The following is a 19,109-nucleotide window of genomic DNA, read 5'->3' as shown; positions in this document are numbered from 1 at the left end:
CCCCCCGCTTTGGCAGCAAATGAAACGAAAAAACCCCGCCGCGGCGTGAAGCCGGGCGGGGTGGGTGATTGAGAAGGTCGGGAAAATCAATCGAGGTCCTTTTTCACAAGCGCCTCGTCGAGATGTTTGAGAAAGAGATCGATTTTCGGATAGTCCACCGCGAAGAAGCGGGTGAATTCCTTGCCGTCGGGCTTGATGAGAATGACGTGGGGGAACTCGTTCACTGAGTACTGCTTCACATACTTCGTGTTCTTGTCCTCAACATCCTCCCCGGTCTCGTCTTTGGTGACGCCGCCGAACGGAATATCGAGTTCCACCAGAATGAACTTCTTCTTTGCGGCGTCCACGAATTCCTTTTTCGAGAACACGTTCTTGGTCATGATGACGCATTGAGGACACCAGGTGGAGCCGGTGAATTCGAGGAGGATCGGCTTGTTTTCGGCCTTTGCTTGGACAAACGCTTTTTCAAGATCCGTGGACCAGCCATCGGGGGCCTTGGCAAAGGCGGGAGCGCTGAGCGCGGCGACGCCGATCGCGAGGGAGGCGAACCAGTGGAATGCTTTCGTCATGCCCATAAGTGTCGCGGAAGGTGGCATTATTCAAAATTTTTTTCGCCAGGTTTCGCCAAACCCATTAGCGAAAGCCATGCAACCGTTGCCTCGCCTGATCATCGCCACCCGGAATTCCCACAAATCCGCCGAGATCCGGGCGATGATCGGTGACCGGTTCGAGGTCGTGGACGCGACGGCGTTTCCGGATTTTCCGGAGATCGAGGAAACGGGGACGACGTTTTTGGAAAACGCGCGGTTGAAGGCGGAAGGCATCAGCAGCCGGGTCGCGGGGTGGGTTCTGTCGGATGATTCCGGGCTCGAAGTGGATGCTCTGGGCGGCGCGCCGGGGGTGTGGTCATCGAGTTTCGGCGGCGAGGAGGGAAATCACGCGAAGAACAATGCCAGGCTGCTTGCGGAAATGGCCGGTAAAGCCGATCGCGGCGCGCGTTTCCGTTGCACGATGGTGCTGGCCCGCGATGGAGCGGAAGTGGCGAATTTCAGTGGCGCGGTGGAAGGACGGCTGGTGGAGGCGCTCCATGGAGCGGGCGGGTTCGGCTATGACCCGCTTTTCATCCCCGAAGGTTTCGACCGGACGTTCGCCGAATTGGGTGACGATATTAAAAATTCCCTGAGTCATCGCTCCCGGGCTTTGCAGCAAGTCGTGGTGTTCCTGAATGCACAGGAGATAAAATAATTTGCATTTCTTAACAATTTTTGAAAAAGTCCACGCCGTGAAAGGCTTTTTACTCCTGCTGACCGTCATCGTGCCCATCTCCGGTGGGCTCGTTTCCTGCTCCAGCCAGGTCAAGGCCCGCCAGCCGGTTTCCTACCACTTTCAATACGGCCGCACCGCGATGTTGAAAGACGGCATCGCCTACGCCCCGAAAAACGCGCCCGCCGCCGTCAAGCGCGCCATCGCCGCTGGCAATCGCCTCCAAAACATGCCCTACAAATGGGGTGGCGGCCACGCCCATCTCGCCGACTCCGGATACGATTGCTCCGGGACGGTCTCCTATGTGCTGCGTGAAGCCGGGCTGATGAAAGGCTGCCTGCCCTCCAAGGATTACTTCGGCTATGGCAAAAAAGGCGAAGGCAAATGGATCACCATCTACGCCCGCAACGGCCACGTCTTCATGACCGTCGCCGGCCTGCGCCTCGACACCGGCGGACCCGGCGGAGAAAGCGGCCCGCGCTGGAAAACGGCGACCCGCCAAGGAGTCGGCCACGTGATGCGGCATCCGTCGGGATACTGAAGAGCGAACGTTGAACGCTCAACATCGAACGTCGAAGTAGTCCGCTTCGCTCTGGACAGTCCAGAGCGCGGTTGCCTAGACTCTGGCGTTAGACGTCTCCAATGAATACCCATGCCACTGAATCCGCCATCCAATGGCTGACCTATGGGCAACGTTGCTTGAGTCTCAAGCTCTGAAAAGCGCATGATGATCATTCGGCGGAAAGGTATAAAAACCTAGAACCGGCAATGAAGATCCAATCCGTTCGCATCAAGAACTTCCGGGCGTTGAAAGACGTGACGATCCCCTTTGATTCCGTCACTACCTTCATAGGACCGAACGGTGCCGGCAAGTCAACTGTGCTTCGTGCGCTCGACTGGTACTTTAACGGCAAAGTTGGTTTGCTGACAGAGAAGGACTGCTCCTGCGGGGCGACTGACGAAGATATCGAGGTTCAGGTCACATTTGCTGATCTCACGGCTAAAGATACGAGCGTGCTTGGCAAGTATGCTCCGACAGGAGTCAATACCTTCACCGCGTGGAAGCGTCGCGGCCCAGACGGGGCTGAAAGCCTATCTGCTAACTCAAAGAGCTACACGCCGTTCAACGACATCCGCGGCAAGGGATCGGCTGCCGACAAGAAGGACGCTTACAACGATCTGAGGAACCAGAAATCCGTGCTTGGTCTCCCCGCATGGAGCAGTGTCGACGCAGCCAACAAAGCTATGACGACCTGGGAGGCTGGTCACACCGACGAACTTGTTGAAGCGCCGGAGTCCTTGCAGACCAACTTTTTCGGCTTTAACAGCGGCGGTAAAATGAGTGGTCTTTTCGACTTCGTATTGGTCACTGCTGACCTTCGTGCAAGCGAGGAGTCGATTGACGGTAAGTCGAGCATCATCGGTCGAATCCTTGAGCGTTCAGTCGATCGTGCTGCTGCCGATGTCGAGATCGCGAATATCGTCGAGGAGTCGCGCGCGAAGCAGCAGAAAGTCTACGAAGAGAAGTTCAAGGAGCAGCTTGAGACCATGACGACACAGCTCAACCAGGTCGTCGCATCCTACTCTCCTGGTCGGGCTGTCACGATTTCCCCTGCCGAAGTTGAACTCAAGGCCCCTCGCACGACGTTCGACGTGGCTGTGCTGGACGGCACAACCGTGACGGAAGTGGAGCGACAGGGGCATGGCTTTCAGCGCACGCTTCTGATCTCGGCTCTCCAACTCTTGGCCCAGTCGGGATCGGCGTCAGCAGAGGGTGTAATCTGCTTGGCGATCGAAGAACCCGAACTCTTTCAGCATCCGATCCAAGCCCAGACGTTCGCGAAGGTACTCCGATCGCTCGCAGAGGACGCCGGTAAGCGCATCCAAGTGACCTATGCGACTCATAGCCCTTACTTCATTGAGGCGCGTCATTTCGACCAAGTCAGGCGGCTGACGAGATCGCCTGACAGGACTCCTGTGGTCACTGTCCATCTTGCCACTGTCGCTAGCGTGAAGGCCAAGCTGAACGGGGTAATGAAAGCTGATACAGTTGATCGCCAGCTCGACGGCATCGTGGCGAATGAGCTTGCCGTGGCTCTATTCGCACATCGCGCTTTCCTCGTAGAAGGCACGACAGAGTCGTCGGTGTTCTACGGCATTGGTGATAAGAACTCTCTCGGTTCGCTTGAGGCCGCTGGCGTCTCTATCGTCCCCGTCGGAGGTAAGACATCGATTCCCCTCGCGCACGCGATCTTGACTTCGGTCGGCATCCCGGTCTACGCACTCTTCGATGCGGATGGCGGGTTTGAAGCGCGTGCCAAAGCCAATGGAAAGGCGCAGGACAAGATTGATGAGGAGCGGAAAGGCCACGCAGCATCAAATCGCATGGCGTTGAAATACTTTGGTCGACCTGAGGAGGATTTTCCATCTGCCATCGTTGATGAAAAGGTAGCGATCTTTGAAGATCATCTGGAAGCTTTCCTGACGACAAACTGGCCCGAATGGATCACAGCTTGCATCGACGTTGAGGCGGCAGCAGGTATCAGCCTCGCGAAGAATCAACTCGCGTACCGGTCGGCGACACTTAAAGCCGAGGGATCAGTGCCTGAGATACTCACGCAGATCTTGGCCAAGGCAGAGAGAAAATAGTCATGCATGAAATCATCTGCCCGCACTGCGGGAAAGCGTTCAAGATCGACGAGGCCGGATACGCGGACATCGTGAAGCAAGTTCGCAACAGCGAGTTCGAGAAGCAGTTGCACGAGCGACTCGAACTTGCCGAGCAGGACAAGCGGAACGCCGTCGAACTCGCCGAAACCAAGGTCGCCAGCGAATTACAAAAAGTAGCCGTCGCCAAGGATACCGAGATCCAGGAACTGAAGTCTCGGCTCGATGCCGGTGAGGTCGCACGCAAGCTCGCCGTGACCGAAGCCCTCAGCGCCGTGGAAAAAGAGCGTGACGCTCTCGCGAACGAACTCGAACAGGCGAAGCATGACAAGCAAGCCGCTGCCAAGCTAGCCGAGGTGACGCTCGGGAACGAACTGCAGAAGGCAGCCGCTACGAAAGACGCGGAGGTTCAGGGACTGACGGCCAAGCTCGAAGCCGGGGAAGTCGCACGGAAGCTCGCTGTCACCGAAGCCCTGAGTTCCGTGGAGAAAGAACGTGACGCTCTCGCAAATGAACTCGAGAAGGCGAAACACGAAAGGCAAGCCGCTGCCAAGCTAGCCGAGGTAATGCTCGGGAACGAACTGCAGAAGGCCGCCGCTACGAAGGACGCCGAGGTCCAAGGTCTGCAGGCCAAACTCGACGCCATCGAGGTTGCAAAGAAGCTCGCAATAACCGAAGCCGTCAATGTCGTCGAGAGGGAGCGTGACGACCTGAAGAGCGGCCTCGCAAGGGCAGAGCTTGAGAAGCAACTCGCTGAGAAGTCGCTCAAGGACAAGTACGAGACGCAGATCAAGGATCGCGATGACGCGATCGAACGCCTTCGGGACATGAAGGCTCGCCTGTCGACCAAGATGGTTGGCGAAACGCTCGAACAGCACTGCGAGACCGAGTTCAACCGCATCAGAGCTACGGCGTTTCCGAAGTCATATTTCGAAAAGGACAACGACGCGCGGACTGGCAGCAAGGGTGACTACATTTTTCGCGACTCGGATGAGGCCGGTACTGAGATCGTCTCGATCATGTTCGAAATGAAGAACGAGAGCGACCTAACTGCAACGAAGAAAAAGAACGAAGACTTTCTGAAGGAGATCGACAAGGATCGCACGGAGAAGGGGTGCGAGTATGCAGTGCTGGTCTCCATGCTGGAGCCCGACAGCGAGCTCTACAACATTGGGATTGTTGATGTATCCCACCGCTACCCGAAGATGTACGTCGTCCGCCCGCAGTTCTTCATTCCAATTATCACGCTGCTCCGGAATGCGGCGATGAACTCGCTCAAGTACAAGTCGGAACTCGCGCTGGTTAAGGCGCAGAACATCGACATCACGAACTTTGAAACCGAACTCGAGACATTCAAGACCGGATTCGCGAAGAATTACGACCTTGCCTCCAGACGCTTCCAAACGGCGATTGATGAGATCGACAAGTCGATCGACCACCTTCAGAAGACGAAGGAGGCTCTGCTCGGCACTGATCGAAACCTTCGTCTTGCGAACGACAAGGCACAAGACGTGACGATCAAGAAGCTGAATCGGGGCAACCCGACGATGGCGGCCAAGTTCGCCGAACTCAAGAGTCAAGAGCCTGCCGATGAGGGATGATATAAGTGGGCTAATTTAAAAAACGTATCATCGGTGGGCGAACTTTGATGCTGCCGGCTAACAATTCGCTCCAGCAGAGAGCCCTGTCGGGCAGCTGCTGAGCTCGACCTTTCGAAGGACTTGAACCTGCCAGTGGTAGGCAGCTACCCAATTGCTGATGCCAACAATTCCATCGACGGGAAAATCCGGTCCGCAGTGGAAAAATCCAACCCGGACGTTACCCGGTTAGGCACCACCCACACCGTCATTCCCGCGGCCTTCGCGGATTTCACGCCGTTGAGCGAATCCTCGATTACCAGACAATCGGCGGGATCTAACGCGAGTCGGCGCGCGGCCTCCAGATACAGATCCGGCGCCGGTTTGATCCGTTCCGCATCGCCGCGGCAGACGATGGTTTCGAAGTGATTTGCGAACGCCAATTTCTCCAGCCAGCCGTCCACCCAATGATGAGAGGAACTGGAAACCACCGCCCGCCGGATTTCACCGCGCGTGAGTTGTTCCAGTAACGCGATCACGCCCGGCATCGTGCCTTCGTGAGTCAGTTCGCTCAGGATTTCCTCCTGCCGGCGCGCGTCCAGATCGTGCCAGTCGAAGGCCATTCCCGTGAGTTCCTCCAAGTGGGTCTTCGGCGACCACGTCGCGAAATCCGAGCCGATGCAGTGTGTGTAAACATCCAGCGGAAGATCGTGTCCGTGGGTTTGGAAGGTCCGCAGCCACGCCTGATAGATCGCCCACTCGGTGTCCACGAGGACACCGTCGAAATCAAACAAAACCGCGGAAAATGCCATGCGCAGGACATGCCCCGGTCATCCGGTCGCGGCAAGCCGGGAATCCCGATTCTTGGGGGTTGCGTAAGAAATCGCGTCGATTTAGGGTAAAGGCACCGCAACCAATCAACTCCATGCACAAATTTCTACTCCCTCTCGTTTTCACCGCAGGTTTTTCCATGATCGCAGCCGCCGATGAGGCCGAAACCGCCAAGCTCATGGAAACCGGGAAAATGAGCTTCATGACCTGCGCCGCCTGCCACGGCATGGACGCCAAAGGAGTCCAAGCGGGCCCCAGCAAAATGGCACCGCCGCTCATCGACTCGAAAATCGCACTTGGTGACCCGTCGATCATGGCGCTCGTGGTGCTCAAGGGCATCCAGAAAGAAGGCACGGAATATCTAGGCATGATGGCACCTCTGGGAGCCGCATTGGACGATGAGAAACTCGCCGCCGTGATGACCTACGTTCGCGGTTCCTTCGGCAACAAGGCCGCACCGGTTTCCAAGGAAGATGCCGCGAAATACCGCGAGCAATGGAAGGACATCACCGCCCCGGTCACTCGCGCGAAGCTCGCCGAGCTTGCGACTAAGAAATAAGGGAATAAAGCGCCTGCGGAGTCACTCCCAGAGTAGCGGCCGCCACCCGCGGGATCACGGTTTGTTCCGGGATTCCGCGTTTTGCTTCCATCCGCCGCCTTTGAATTTACCGCCATGAAAACCATCGCCTGCTTGCTAGGAATCGTGCTTCTGCCTGTCGCCGCATTTGCTGCGGAAAAGAAATCCAAAGCGCCGGTCCCGAACGCATCTCTATCAGATGTCAAGTGGGGCAAACCGGTGAATACCGCGGGCTTCGACAAGAACACGCTAACAGGAAAGGTTGTTGTCGTGGAGGAATGGGGGGTCAACTGCCCCGAGTGCCTCGCCGGTTTGCCGAAACTCGCGAAGATGGCGAAGGCCGGCGCGGACAAGGGGTTGGCCGTCATCGGCTTTGAATGCCAGAACGGGACAAAGGAAAACATTCTCAAAGTATTGAAAAGCACCCGCGTCGAGTATCCGATCCAGACTTGGGGCTCCGCTCCGGGAAACACCGAGGGCAGCATCCCCTACGTTTGTGTTTTCGATGTCACCGGCAAGCTGGTGTTCAACGGCAGCCCGTCGGAAGATGGTTTCGAAGCCGCGGTGAAGAAGGCGCTGCGCGACGTGAAGTCTAACTGATCGATCGCAACCGACGGAGGAAGAAGTCAGCCGCAAAAAGGAGAAAAAGGGGCGCAGAAATCATTTCCTTCTGGCGATTGATAGACCCACTGGCAAACGGCTTAAAACCCATCAGTTCCATTTTTGCGTTTCTTTGCGCCTTTTTGCGGCTGAAATTCTTCGAATGATTTAAAACGTCATTCCCCGTGGAAAGTCGTCCCGCCAAACGGTTTAATTCACCATCCCGGATTCTGCTGACGCACCGCTTCATAGAGCACGATCGCCACGGCCGTCGAAAGATTCAGGCTGCGTGTCCCGCCGGGAGCCATCGGAATGCGCAAGGCATTCTCTCCCGCCTCCTCGATGATCTTTTCTGGCAACCCCTTGGTTTCGCGGCCGAAGACCAGATAGTCGCCTGCTGAAAACCCCGCCTGCCATGGCGAGCGGGTCGCCTTGGTGCTGAGAAACCAGAATTTCGCGGAAGCATCCGCCGAGGCGCGCAGTTCCTCGAACGACTTCCAGACGTGCAGCCTCACATCCTGCCAGTAATCCAACCCGGTGCGGCGGACATATTTGTCCTCCAGTGAAAACCCTAACGGCTCAACGAGATGCAGGTCCGAGTCCGTGGCCAGTGCCAGCCGGCCGGCGGCACCCGCATTGTGCGGGATTTCAGGTTCGATGAGGACGATGTGGAACATGGCTGCGGTTCACATGGGCTCCTTGCGCCGCGCCAAGGTGATCGAGAGGCCGAGCACACCGACAAAAACCAGATAGCATCCTAACAATTCCAGATAGCTTTTGCAGATTTTCGGAATCTCCGGCGAGATCGAGGTGCCGAGCGAAGCTTTCCAGAACTTCGAGCTGCCGATCACTTTGTTGAACACGTAAATGATCAACAACGCCGCGCCGATGAAGCCGGAGCCCGCGTGATTTCCCAGAGTGGAGATGAAATGCAGCATCACCCGCCGGTTGCGCAGGGCGGTGACCAGCGCGGCCAACAGGATGGTGCCTAGAACCCACGCTTCGGGAATCTTGAGCTTGAGAATGCCGGAAAGGAAATCCTCGATCTCGGCAATGAACGCCGCGATCAGCGTGATGGCGATCACCCGGCAAACCGGACGATTGTATCCGGCGTGGGAGGATGCCCCGAGCATCACCGCGGCGGATGCGGCCAGCAGCACCGCCTGCAATAACTCCACCGTCCCGCGCTCGATCGGGACCGATCCTCGGTTAGGAAGCCATGCCGGGAGCAAAATCGCCACCGCACCACCGCAGATCAGGGTCGAGCGCACCAGCGTCCGCGACCAGGATGAGTTCCGTTGGGTATTGAGGTTTCCGCCCGCCATCAGCTTGTTGCGTAAGGCTTCCGGCGTCTTCATGCAAGACTGATCAGTCCCGCCGGACCTATGAATCCGCTGTTGCCAGGCTGGAAACCATCGCCCGGTAGAGCCTGAGTTTTCCATAACTGATGCGCCCTTCGAGTTGTTCGAAAACCGGCTTCAGCGCGGGTTCGTCGTAGCCGTCCATGGCGGCTTGCATCAGGCGCTCTTCCTCCTCGGTATAAAGCCCGCGCGGGTCGAGCCGCTCGCCGTTTTCCATGGCTTGGGCGAGGTGGCTTTCGATGGTGGACTCGGCGAGGTTGCGGGCTTGTGCGATTTCCGAAACGGATTGTCCGCTTTTGAAGAGTTCGAGGGTGACCGCCGCTGTTCCTACGGTGATTCCCCCCGGGCGGGCGAGGGGAGCGGTGACGGTCTCAAGCGGAGAAAATTCCAGTCGCTCGTTTTCCGAGAGCCAGTCGCGGATCACCTCGGTGAACGCGCGGCCGTAGTCATCGAGCTTCTTTTCGCCGACGCCGGGGACGCGCAACAGCGCGGCGTCGTTTTGCGGATAGTCGCGGCTGAAGTGGCGCAGCGTGACATCGGAGAAAACGACGTATGGCGGGACATTCCGGGCATCGGCGAGTTCCTTGCGCAGCATGCGAAGGCGCTCGAACAATCCGGGATCGCAGGGGATGTCGCCGGTGCGGACGGCTTTCGATTTCGGCATGGCGAGTGACCGGGTGAGCATCACGGTTTCGCGCTTTTTCAGAGTGTCGATCCCTTGCTGGCTGACGGCGACGGTGGGAAACTTGTCCTCGCTGCCGGCTAACAGACCAAGCCGCAGCAGTTGCCGGCCGAGGTCCACCCAGTAGGGGCGCGGCTGGTCCTTGCCGATGCCGTGGGTGGTGAGCTGGTCGTGCTTCCAGCGGAGGATTTTCTCGGATTGGCCGCCGGTGAGGACTTCGGAAACGTGGTTGAGGCCGACGCTGAAATTCCCCGCCTGGCGGATCCGCAGCACGCAACTGAGGAGCTTTTGAACGTCGGTGGTGGCGTCCCATTTCTCGCGCGGGCTGAGGCAGTGATCGCAGCCGCCACAGTTTTCCTGCGTCCAGGTTTCACCGAAATAACCTAACAAACTGACACGGCGGCAGATATCGCTTTCGGCGAAATGCGTCATCTGGTCGAGCTGGTGGTGGGCGACGGCGCGGGCCTGTTCGTCCGGGATATCGTCGAGAAATTTGAGGTATTTCATCACGTCGCCGCGGGAAAACAGCAAGAGGCAATCGGCGGGCAGGCCATCGCGGCCGGCGCGTCCGGTTTCCTGATAGTAGCCCTCGATGTTCTTCGGCAGATCCGCGTGGATGACGTAGCGCACGTTCGGTTTGTTGATGCCCATGCCGAAGGCGACGGTGGCGCAGACGATCTTCGCCTCATCTCGGAGGAAGGCGTCCTGGTTTTTCGCACGCTCCTGGGCATCGAGCCCCGCATGATAGGCGACGGCGGAAAATCCTTGGGCGCGCAGCGTGGCGGCGAGGGCTTCGGTATTCTTGCGCGATTGGCAATAGACGATGCCGGACTCGTCGGGCCTGGCGTTGGCGAAATTGCAAACCTGCGCCGCCGCTCCGGCCTTGGCGATGACCTGGTATTTTAAATTCGGGCGATTGAAGCTCGCGAGGAAAACCGACGGGTCGCGGAGTTCGAGCTGCCGGACGATGTCCTCGCGCACGCGCTCGGTCGCGGTGGCAGTTAGGGCGAGGATCGGGATGTCCGGAATGAGTTGCCGGACTTCTTTCAAGCGGCGGTATTCCGGGCGGAAATCATGGCCCCACTCGCTGATGCAGTGCGCCTCGTCCACGGCCAGCGCGGCGATTTTCCAGCCTTTCAGCCGTGACAGGAAATCCGGCAGCATCAACCGCTCCGGCGCGACATACAGCAATTGATATTTTCCGGCATTGAGTCTGTCGATGCGGCGGCGGGCTTCGTCTCCATCCAAAGTCGAATTGAGAAAAGTTGCCTCTACGCCGCTGGCTTCGAGCTGGTCCACCTGATCCTTCATCAACGCGATGAGCGGTGAAACCACGACGGTCAGCCCCTCGCGGACCAAGGCAGGAAGCTGGTAACAAAGGCTTTTTCCCGCGCCGGTCGGCAGGATGGCAACGGCGTCGCGGCCAGCGAGCGAGGCCTCCATGATTTCCCGCTGCAGCGGGCGAAATTCATCGTAGCCGAAAGTCTGCTTGAGGCATTGGGACAATTTTTGAACACTCACGACATCCTTTTATGGGTGATCTTTTGAACAGGTCAAGCATTTCATCGGCTGCTGACCAATTTTGCTTTTGCGGGCAGTTTGCAATTGCGCCTATCGTTTGCCAGCGCCTCACGGACCTCCTGACCCTTCCTCCACTTCGATGAAATCCAGCGTTTCCCTCATAGCCTTCCTCGGCAGGGCGTGTGCGGTTTCGCTGCTGCTCGCGGTTTCCGCTTTCGCCCAGGAAGCGACGCTTGAAAGCCTGATAGGCGGTTCGCAGGCGGCGATGAAAGAGAAGAACTGGGAGCAGGCGCTGGAACTCAACACGCAGGCGGTCACTCGATTCGGTGGCGAGCAACCGCTCCGCAAATACGGTCCCCAGTTCGGGATCATTTTCTATCGGAAAGGTCTCTGTGAAATGAAACTGAAGCGGTGGAAAGAGGCGATGCTTTCTTTCGAATCCTGTTACCGCGATTTCCCGAACGGAGCCGCGGCGAGGGATACCGGCAACATCTATCAGAAACTGGCGCTGCTCAAATGGGGCGAGTCCGCCATGGGTGCCGAGGATTGGGAACTGGCGCTCACCCGGTTTGCGAAATTCATCGAGGAGCGCGACAAGATCCGCGACAAGTTTCCGCAGGGATCCTATCAGGTGAATCTCGCGATCTGTCACTACAAGCTCGGACACATTGCGCAGGGCAGCGAGAACCTCGAGATCGCCATCAGGAACAAAGCGAACTTTCCTACTCCGGACACGGGGATCATCGCTGGATTCCAAGCTCTTGTCAGCGCGGTCATTGAGAAAGGAAACGAGCAGGCGCTGTTGGATTTCATCGGGAAAAACCGCGGAGGACTTTGCATCGAACCTTACGAGATGTACCGTTTTTCGCCAGCATTCATGAAGCTTGCCGGTGATGCGATAGGCGTCGGCATGAGGCGCGCGGCGATGGAGTTGTATCAATTCGTGCCGTCCACCGATGTCGCGATCGACGACGTCCGCGCGCGGCTGAAAGCGATGGGCACCGCCAGCCAGATCGAGGACAGCGGAATGACTTACACCCGGACCGAACTGGAAGAAGACCTCACGACCTTCGAGGCGGATCGCCGGGGAAAGCGGGCGACGGAAACGATCAAGCTCGCAGCCGTCGCGTTCCTGCACGAGGCGGGCGGGAATTTTACCGGAGCCTTCGCCGCCTATCAGCAATTGGAGATTTTCTATCCGGGGGCCGAGAAGCGGGAGGAAAACCTGTTCAATCTGATCCGCGTGGCGTCGCGGGCCGGACGGGGTGCGAAAGTCCGGAAATACGCGGACACGTTTGTGAAAACGTTTCCGGAATCCACCAGAATCACGGACGTGCGGCGGCTGATCCTGTCCACGCTTTATGAAGAAGGCGATTCCGCGGACTGCGTCGCGGTGGGTGGTCCGATGCTGGAGTTGTTAGCAAAGGGCACTTCGGAACACGATCTTTGCCTGTTCATACTGGGCGTGTCGTACTTCAACTCCGGTATGTACGACAAGGCGGGTGAGTTGCTTGATCTGCATGTGACCGCCTATCCGCGGAGCGAGCATGCCGTTGAGGCGGCCTTTTACCAGGCGTCCAACGCGGCGAGGCTCCGGCTGCGGGACAAGTCCGCCGCATTGTTCGACGCGTTTCTAGCAGCCCACCCGTCCGGCTCCTACGTTGCTCCGGGCCTTTATGAACGCGCGGCCTGTCATTTCGCCGCGAACGAGATGTCCCCTGCGCTGGAAAAAATCCGTCGTCTGACCACGGAGTTCCCGGACAGCGCGGTGGCGGCTCAGGCGTTCAACCTTCAAGGCAATGTGGAACTGGCATCGGGACATCCGGCTGAGGCGGAAAAAGCCTATTTGAAGGCATTGGAGATTGCATCCGCCCGCAATGACCGGAGCGTTGTCGGCGACACGCTTTGCGAGCTGGTGGAATTGTTAGGTGGAAATGGAGACGTCGGGAAAATGAAGGCGGCGGTTTCCCATGCGGATCGGTTTTGGAAGGAGTATGCCGAAGGATCACCGTGGCAGACCCGGGTGGCCGTGGCCCAGGTGCGTCCTTTTGTCAGTGCCGGTCGCGGCGATGAAGCGCTCGGACGTTTGCACGGGATTATCGCCAAAGGCGTGAGTGATCCGGGAGAAGCCGCCTTATTGATCGATTCCTATGCCGTTGCTTTTCTTGGCAAACACAGTCCGGAAGAGCTTGCCCAACAGCTTGGAAATTTTCCAGGAATCGATCCGGCGAACAAGAGCCAGCTCGCGCATCTCCGGATGGCGGTGATCACGGCATTCGAAAAGGAGGCTCGCGATGCGAAGGAAGAGGCACGCAGGCTGGAGGCGGCGGCGATGGTGAAAACGCTCTATCAGAAAATCAAGACCGACTTCACGCCGAAGGATCTCGACACGCTGACATTGATCCGCCTCGGCGATCACCTCCGCCTGACCACTTCCACGCCGCGGGAGGCGCTGGTCTTTTACGATGAGGCGATCGGCCGGGATGATCCGGCGCTGCGGACCAACGCCTTGTTGGGCCGGGCCGATGTCCGGGCCCGCTCCACGGTTGCCGCGGAGATCGATCTGGGTATTGGGGATTTCAAAAAGGTTTATGAGGATTCCAAGTCCGGGTGGGAGCGTGGCTATGCCCTTTTCCGCATCGTCGAATTGTCGATGGCCAAAGGGGATTTCGCAAATGCGGTCGAACAGGCGACGGTCTATCTGAATCGCGACAAATCGCAGTCCGCGGATTTCGTTCCGCAGGTGAGCCTGATGCTGGCCAGGTCCTATCAGGAGTTGAAACGCACCGACGAGGCGATCAACGAATACGCCCGTGTCTGGTCGATGCACACGGAGGATCTGGGAATATCGGCTCCGGCGATGAACAACTGGATGCAACTGCTGTGGTCGCGGAACCGTGACGCCGTCGATGGTGCCGGCCCTTCCGACCGGCAGACCGCTTACAAAGGCGGAATGAAATATCTCGACCGCACCCGTGGATCCGCGGCGGCGCTTAAGGAAGAGGATCTCGGGCCGTGGCGTGAAATCGAACAAGCCGTCAAAACATTCGCAACAAGTCCGGGCATCAAGCCGACGGTCGCCAACGACGGATCCACACCGACAAAGCCATTGCAACAATGATGCGAAAAACCATGGTATTCATGATGGTGGCGGCGACGTGTCATGCGGCACCGGCCGTGAAACCGGAATTCAAGACGGACGGATACCTGATAGAAAAAAACACCCCGCCGCGGAGGATCGAACTGGTGGCGGCGACGAGGACGTCGATCCGCTATCGGATCCCCGGCGGCTCGAAGGACGTGTTGGATTTCGTGCTTCAGGACGGTGCTTCGGTTTTTGTCAGCGAGCCCGCGGATTTCGCGGTGGCGATGAATCTCTATCAGGCACGGAAGTATGGCGAGGCCGAGGCGAAATTCGTTACGGTGAAGGAGCGCTTCCGGCCGGTCGAGGGACTGGAGGACAGCTATTCGACGCTGGCGGCGTTCTATGAAATGGAATGCCTGCGCAAGAAGGGAGATCTGGACGGTCTGGCCGCCGCGTTGCAGAAATTCTCGAAAGGACCTCTTTCCCGCGAGTATCAGATGAGGCAGTTGGAATTGTATGTCTTTTGGGATGCGGTCCGTACGAAAAGCTGGGACCGGCTGGACGCACTCGCGAACGAGCGGTCTAACATGCGGCTTCCCGGCGACCAGCGCGCGCAGATCGAGTATTGCCACGGACTCGCTCTCGAAGGGTTGGGCAGAGCGGACGAGGCGCTGATTTCCTACAACGCCGCGATCACTGCGGATGGAGGAGCTTCGGAAGAAATCACCCGTCAGGCGGCGTTGCGGATTCTTGGAATTTATCACAATGACGAGGACGTCAAAAAAGCGATCAAACTCCGTGGCAAGGCGAACGAAGAGGTGTCGTTGAAAGCGCGGATGAAACTCGGCGAAGCGGAATCAGTGGCGACGTTGTTCGAGGTTTCGCTGGGAGCCGGGATGCCATTGCCGGCGGATTTCAGGGAGTTTCTCAAATCCACCAGGGGTAAATAGTATTGATATTACGGAGATCTTAATAAAGATATCCGGGTGACTCACGAGGAGCGGGCAAAACAGATCAAGAGGATCTTCTTTCTGGTGTTGGCTGTGGCCATCATCGCCGGAGTCTATTTTTATCCCGCGCCGGTGGACAAGAAGCCGGCCACCGCGGCGAAACAGGATGATCGATTGGTCATTTATCATTTTCATCTTCCAAAAGATCCGGCCAGCGAGCAGATCGCCGACACCCTCAACAAGGTTCAGACGAAGTATGAAAAATACGTGATCGTCAACCGGGTGGATTTTCAGCAACACCCCGAAATCGCGAAGCAGCAGGGTGTTACCAAGCCGCCGCATGTCGTGATTTTCGCGGGAACCCAGAAGGTTTTCGAATTCCAGGGACTTTGGAGCCAGGTTCAGGTTGAGCGCAAAGTTGAGGAAATCCTCCGCGGTCTGAAGCGAATCGACAAGAATTGGCGTCCCCCGGTTGCGGGTATGAAGCCTGCAGGAGGCTAGTTTCCTGAAGGATCCTCCCCCGGATCCATTTTCCCTAACATTCCCCATTGCATCCCCCTTTCGACCCATGAAGTTCCCCGGACTTCTGCTGGTGGTCGGGCTGTTTTTCAGCTCCGGCTGTGAACGTGTGCGCAAATTGGCCGGGGAAATCAGCAAGCCCGGGGCAGCGGGCGACGCCGTTCCGGTGGTTTCCGGACCGAAGATTGTGAATCTCACCGAAGACGATCTGGGATCGTTCTGCCGCCAGCGGGGGAAGCTGACCATCGTGGAGTATTATGCGAATTGGAACGGGCAATCGCTGCAACTGGTTCCCGTTTTTCAGACCCTCACCGAGGAGTTCGGCGGGCGGGTTCTGGTGGGCAAGATCAACATCGAGACATCGCCGAAATTCACGGTCGCTCAAGAGGTCAAGAGCACGCCTGATCTGAGATTTTACAGCGACGGAATGCTGGTGGATCGGATTGTCGGGCTACCGGAAGTCGATGAAATCCGCCAACGGATCGCGGCGCAGGTGAAAAAGCTTCCCGCGGTGACGTCGGTTGTCGCCGCGCCGCCAGTGGAAAAGCAGCTCGCCGCACCGATGAAAAAGAACTGGCTTCCCCCCGGAATGAAGCGGCGTTGAGCGGGTGGTGAAATGTCGGGGCGTTCGGGGTTGATCCTTGCGGAGAGGCTGTTCAATCTTCCGGCATCCCACCCTTTACAAGGCGCGGGAACCCTGCCACACACCTCGAAATTTAGCCGCGCCGACGGCCATTTCCCGAACCTTTTCACGACCATGCCCAAAGACACCTCGATCCGGAAAATCCTCGTTATCGGCTCCGGCCCCATCGTCATCGGCCAGGGCTGCGAGTTCGATTATTCCGGCGTCCAGGCTTGCAAGGCACTGAAGGAAGAGGGCTACGAGGTGGTGCTGGTGAACTCGAACCCGGCGACGATCATGACGGATCCGGAGTTCGCGCATCGCACCTACATCGAGCCGATCACCCCGGAAGTGGTGGAGAAAATAATCATTCGTGAGAAGCCGGACGCATTGCTCCCGACGCTCGGCGGCCAGACGGCGCTCAACACATCGATGTCGCTGCACAAGTCCGGCGTGCTGGAAAAATACGGCGTGCGGATGATCGGTGCGAAGCCGGAGGCCATCGACAAGGGCGAGGATCGCCAGCTTTTCAAAGAGGCGATGATCAAGATCGGACTCGACATGCCGCGCTCGGGCATCGCCCACACGATGGACGAGGCGAAGAAGGTTGCTGAGGAAATCGGCACATTTCCCCTCATCATCCGCCCGGCTTTCACGCTCGGCGGCCAAGGCGGCGGCATCGCCTACAACCGCGAGGAGTATGAGGAAATCATCACCCGCGGGCTCGACCTTTCTCCGGTTTCCGAGGTGCTCATCGATGAATCGCTGCTCGGCTGGAAAGAGTTCGAAATGGAAGTCATGCGTGACTGCGCGGACAACTGCGTGGTCATTTGCTCGATCGAAAACCTCGACCCGATGGGCGTGCACACCGGTGACTCCATCACCGTCGCGCCGATCCAGACACTCACCGACCGCGAATACCAGATCATGCGCGACGCGTCCTTCGCCGTCATCCGCGAGATCGGCGTGGAAACCGGCGGCTCGAACATCCAGTTCGCCACCGACCCGAAGACCGGCCGGATGATCGTCATCGAAATGAACCCGCGCGTTTCCCGTTCATCCGCGCTCGCCTCGAAAGCGACCGGCTTCCCGATCGCGAAAATCGCCGCCAAACTCGCCGTCGGCTACACGCTCGACGAGCTTCCCAACGACATCACCCGCGAGACTCCCGCCTCTTTCGAGCCGACCATCGACTACGTGGTCACCAAAATCCCGCGCTTTACGTTTGAGAAATTTCCGACCGCTAACGCCGTTCTCACCACGTCGATGAAATCCGTCGGCGAAGCGATGTCGATCGGCCGTACTTTCAAGGAATCGATGCAGAAATGCCTCCGCTCGCTCGAAACCGGTCGTTGGGGCTTCGGCTTCGACAACAAGGATCCGCACAGCCCGACCAAGGACGAAATCACCCGCAAACTCCAGATTCCCAATGCCGAGCGCATTTTCTGGCTGCAAACCGCGTTCGTGAACGGCTGGACGCTGGAGGAAATCCAAGACGCCACCGCCATCGATCCTTGGTTCCTTGGCCACCTCCAGCAGATTGCCAAGGAGGGTATGGAACTCGCCACGATGGACCTGAAGCGCGCGAAGAAAATGGGCTTTTCCGATCGCCAGATCGCCAAGGCCCGCGCTGCTTCGCCGCTCATCCACGACGCTTCGATCCACGGTGAGAAAGACCAGCCCGCTGGTGCTCCGCCCCGCGCTGAACCCGAAGGTGCCGTCGTCGATGTCCCGACCGAGGACACGATCCGCGCCGAGCGTAAGCAAAAAGGCATCATTCCGACCTACCGCCTCGTCGATACCTGCGCCGCCGAGTTCGAAGCTTACACGCCTTATTTCTACTCCACCTACGGCGACGAAAACGAAGCCCGCCAGTCGGACAAAAAGAAGATCATCATCCTCGGTGGTGGCCCGAACCGCATCGGCCAAGGCATCGAGTTCGACTACTGCTGCGTCCACGCCGCCTTTGCGTTGAAGGAGTTGGGTTACGAAACCATCATGGTCAACTCGAACCCCGAAACGGTTTCCACCGACTACGACACCTCGGACAAACTCTTCTTCGAACCCCTCACACTCGAAGACGTCCTCAACATCTGCGATCAGGAAAAGCCCCACGGCGTCATCGTCCAATTCGGCGGCCAAACCCCGCTCAACCTCGCCGCCGACCTCGAACGCCACGGTGTCCCGATCATCGGCACCTCGCCGAAGTCGATCGAACAAGCCGAGGATCGCAAGTTCTTCTCCGCGCTGCTCGACAAGCTCAATCTCAAGCAAGCCGAAGCCGGCACCGCGACCAACGAAGCCGAAGCGCTCGTCATCGCTAACCGCATCGGCTACCCGGTCCTCGTCCGTCCGTCCTTCGTCCTCGGCGGCCGCGGCATGATGATCGTTTACTGCGATTCCGAACTCACCCGCTACATGCGCGAGGCCGTCATCGCCTCGCCGGAGCGCCCGGTCCTCGTCGACCGCTTCCTCGACAACGCGACCGAAGTGGACGTGGACTGCATTTCTGATGGAGAAACGTCCGTCGTCGGTGCGATCATGGAACACATCGAGCAGGCCGGCATCCACTCCGGCGACTCCGCCTGTGTCATCCCCGCGTTTTCCCTATCAGATTCTATCAAGGCGGAAATCACCCGCGCCGCCATTGACCTCGCCCGCGAGCTCAAGGTCCGCGGCCTGATGAACATCCAGTTCGCGGTGAAAGACGAACAACTCTACGTCATCGAGGTCAACCCGCGCGCTTCCCGGACCGTGCCGTTTGTCAGCAAGGCCACCGGCGTTTCCCTCGCCAAGCTTGCCGCGAAAGTCATGGTCGGCGAAAAACTGAAGGACATGGGCTACACCCAGACCA

16 protein-coding genes are annotated in these 19,109 nt (G+C 58.3%); 11 read left to right on the top strand and 5 right to left on the bottom strand.

What is annotated here, in order from left to right; genetic code table 11:
- Positions 1-86: 86 nt before the first annotated feature.
- Entirely contained in the window at positions 87-569 is a 483-nt protein-coding gene (locus tag ABIQ96_RS05370) for a thioredoxin family protein (RefSeq protein WP_348213529.1), read from the bottom strand.
- Positions 570-645: 76 nt separating this feature from the next.
- Between ABIQ96_RS05370 and rdgB the strand changes: the two genes are divergently transcribed.
- From rdgB to ABIQ96_RS05350, 4 genes are all read left to right on the top strand, one after another.
- The gene (rdgB, locus tag ABIQ96_RS05365; RefSeq protein ID WP_348213528.1) at positions 646-1,245 is read left to right on the top strand and encodes an RdgB/HAM1 family non-canonical purine NTP pyrophosphatase; all 600 of its coding nucleotides are present in this window, start codon (positions 646-648) and stop codon (positions 1,243-1,245) included.
- Between the two features lie 37 nt (positions 1,246-1,282).
- Positions 1,283-1,804 carry a peptidoglycan endopeptidase gene (locus ABIQ96_RS05360; protein ID WP_348213527.1) on the top strand — a complete coding sequence of 174 codons (522 nt, stop codon included), beginning with the start codon at positions 1,283-1,285 and terminating at the stop codon, positions 1,802-1,804.
- 227 nt (positions 1,805-2,031) lie between these two features.
- Positions 2,032-3,912 (top strand): ATP-dependent endonuclease, encoded by a 1,881-nt coding sequence (locus ABIQ96_RS05355; protein WP_348213526.1) that lies wholly within the window; start codon positions 2,032-2,034, stop codon positions 3,910-3,912.
- 2 nt (positions 3,913-3,914) lie between these two features.
- Positions 3,915-5,531 (top strand): DUF2130 domain-containing protein, encoded by a 1,617-nt coding sequence (locus ABIQ96_RS05350; protein WP_348213525.1) that lies wholly within the window; start codon positions 3,915-3,917, stop codon positions 5,529-5,531.
- 143 nt (positions 5,532-5,674) lie between these two features.
- On the opposite strand, the gene ABIQ96_RS05345 is transcribed toward ABIQ96_RS05350, so the two are convergent.
- On the bottom strand, positions 5,675-6,319 hold the full coding sequence (locus ABIQ96_RS05345; protein ID WP_348213524.1) for an HAD family phosphatase: 645 nt from the start codon (positions 6,317-6,319) through the stop codon (positions 5,675-5,677).
- Positions 6,320-6,432: 113 nt separating this feature from the next.
- Between ABIQ96_RS05345 and ABIQ96_RS05340 the strand changes: the two genes are divergently transcribed.
- A complete protein-coding gene (locus ABIQ96_RS05340; RefSeq protein WP_348213523.1) occupies positions 6,433-6,897 on the top strand; it encodes a cytochrome c in 465 nt (154 codons plus the stop codon).
- 114 nt (positions 6,898-7,011) lie between these two features.
- A complete protein-coding gene (locus tag ABIQ96_RS05335; RefSeq protein ID WP_348213522.1) occupies positions 7,012-7,515 on the top strand; it encodes a TlpA disulfide reductase family protein in 504 nt (167 codons plus the stop codon).
- A 215-nt stretch (positions 7,516-7,730) separates the two neighbouring features.
- Here the strand turns inward: ABIQ96_RS05335 and ABIQ96_RS05330 are convergent, their stop codons facing one another.
- The 3 genes from ABIQ96_RS05330 to recQ are packed head-to-tail and all read right to left on the bottom strand — an operon-like array spanning position 7,731 to position 11,079.
- Positions 7,731-8,192 carry a tRNA (cytidine(34)-2'-O)-methyltransferase gene (locus ABIQ96_RS05330; protein WP_348213521.1) on the bottom strand — a complete coding sequence of 154 codons (462 nt, stop codon included), beginning with the start codon at positions 8,190-8,192 and terminating at the stop codon, positions 7,731-7,733.
- A 9-nt stretch (positions 8,193-8,201) separates the two neighbouring features.
- Entirely contained in the window at positions 8,202-8,873 is a 672-nt protein-coding gene (locus ABIQ96_RS05325; protein WP_348213520.1) for a hypothetical protein, read from the bottom strand.
- 25 nt (positions 8,874-8,898) lie between these two features.
- Entirely contained in the window at positions 8,899-11,079 is a 2,181-nt protein-coding gene (gene recQ / locus ABIQ96_RS05320; protein WP_348213519.1) for a DNA helicase RecQ, read from the bottom strand.
- Between the two features lie 139 nt (positions 11,080-11,218).
- Here recQ and ABIQ96_RS05315 point away from each other — a divergent pair, with 139 nt between their 5' ends.
- The 5 genes from ABIQ96_RS05315 to carB form a co-directional block, all read left to right on the top strand.
- On the top strand, positions 11,219-14,200 hold the full coding sequence (locus tag ABIQ96_RS05315) for a tetratricopeptide repeat protein (RefSeq protein WP_348213518.1): 2,982 nt from the start codon (positions 11,219-11,221) through the stop codon (positions 14,198-14,200).
- A complete protein-coding gene (locus ABIQ96_RS05310; RefSeq protein WP_348213517.1) occupies positions 14,197-15,114 on the top strand; it encodes a hypothetical protein in 918 nt (305 codons plus the stop codon). Before ABIQ96_RS05315 ends, ABIQ96_RS05310 begins: the two co-directional genes overlap by 4 nt.
- A gap of 36 nt (positions 15,115-15,150) precedes the next feature.
- Positions 15,151-15,615, top strand: coding sequence for a thioredoxin domain-containing protein (locus ABIQ96_RS05305; protein ID WP_348213516.1), 465 nt, complete (start codon positions 15,151-15,153; stop codon positions 15,613-15,615).
- Between the two features lie 67 nt (positions 15,616-15,682).
- A complete protein-coding gene (locus ABIQ96_RS05300) occupies positions 15,683-16,237 on the top strand; it encodes a thioredoxin family protein (RefSeq protein ID WP_348213515.1) in 555 nt (184 codons plus the stop codon).
- 153 nt (positions 16,238-16,390) lie between these two features.
- The coding region (gene carB / locus ABIQ96_RS05295) for a carbamoyl-phosphate synthase large subunit (RefSeq protein ID WP_348213514.1) at positions 16,391-19,109 on the top strand (2,719 nt) is incomplete at its 3' end.

This window comes from Luteolibacter sp. (assembly GCF_039920825.1).
Lineage (GTDB): Bacteria > Verrucomicrobiota > Verrucomicrobiia > Verrucomicrobiales > Akkermansiaceae > Luteolibacter.
The sequence above is the reverse complement of the archived record's forward strand: the minus strand, read 5'-3'. Positions and strand labels throughout refer to the sequence as shown.

Bases quoted from the DNA above. Each gene is read 5' to 3' on its own strand.
- ABIQ96_RS05370 (WP_348213529.1), bottom strand. From the start codon at position 569: ATGACGAAAGCATTCCACTGGTTCGCCTCCCTCGCGATCGGCGTCGCC.
- rdgB (WP_348213528.1), top strand. From the start codon at position 646: ATGCAACCGTTGCCTCGCCTGATCATCGCCACCCGGAATTCCCACAAA.
- ABIQ96_RS05355 (WP_348213526.1), top strand. From the start codon at position 2,032: ATGAAGATCCAATCCGTTCGCATCAAGAACTTCCGGGCGTTGAAAGAC.
- ABIQ96_RS05350 (WP_348213525.1), top strand. From the start codon at position 3,915: ATGCATGAAATCATCTGCCCGCACTGCGGGAAAGCGTTCAAGATCGAC.
- ABIQ96_RS05345 (WP_348213524.1), bottom strand. From the start codon at position 6,319: ATGGCATTTTCCGCGGTTTTGTTTGATTTCGACGGTGTCCTCGTGGAC.
- ABIQ96_RS05340 (WP_348213523.1), top strand. From the start codon at position 6,433: ATGCACAAATTTCTACTCCCTCTCGTTTTCACCGCAGGTTTTTCCATG.
- ABIQ96_RS05335 (WP_348213522.1), top strand. From the start codon at position 7,012: ATGAAAACCATCGCCTGCTTGCTAGGAATCGTGCTTCTGCCTGTCGCC.
- ABIQ96_RS05330 (WP_348213521.1), bottom strand. From the start codon at position 8,192: ATGTTCCACATCGTCCTCATCGAACCTGAAATCCCGCACAATGCGGGT.
- ABIQ96_RS05325 (WP_348213520.1), bottom strand. From the start codon at position 8,873: ATGAAGACGCCGGAAGCCTTACGCAACAAGCTGATGGCGGGCGGAAAC.
- ABIQ96_RS05315 (WP_348213518.1), top strand. From the start codon at position 11,219: ATGAAATCCAGCGTTTCCCTCATAGCCTTCCTCGGCAGGGCGTGTGCG.
- ABIQ96_RS05310 (WP_348213517.1), top strand. From the start codon at position 14,197: ATGATGCGAAAAACCATGGTATTCATGATGGTGGCGGCGACGTGTCAT.
- ABIQ96_RS05300 (WP_348213515.1), top strand. From the start codon at position 15,683: ATGAAGTTCCCCGGACTTCTGCTGGTGGTCGGGCTGTTTTTCAGCTCC.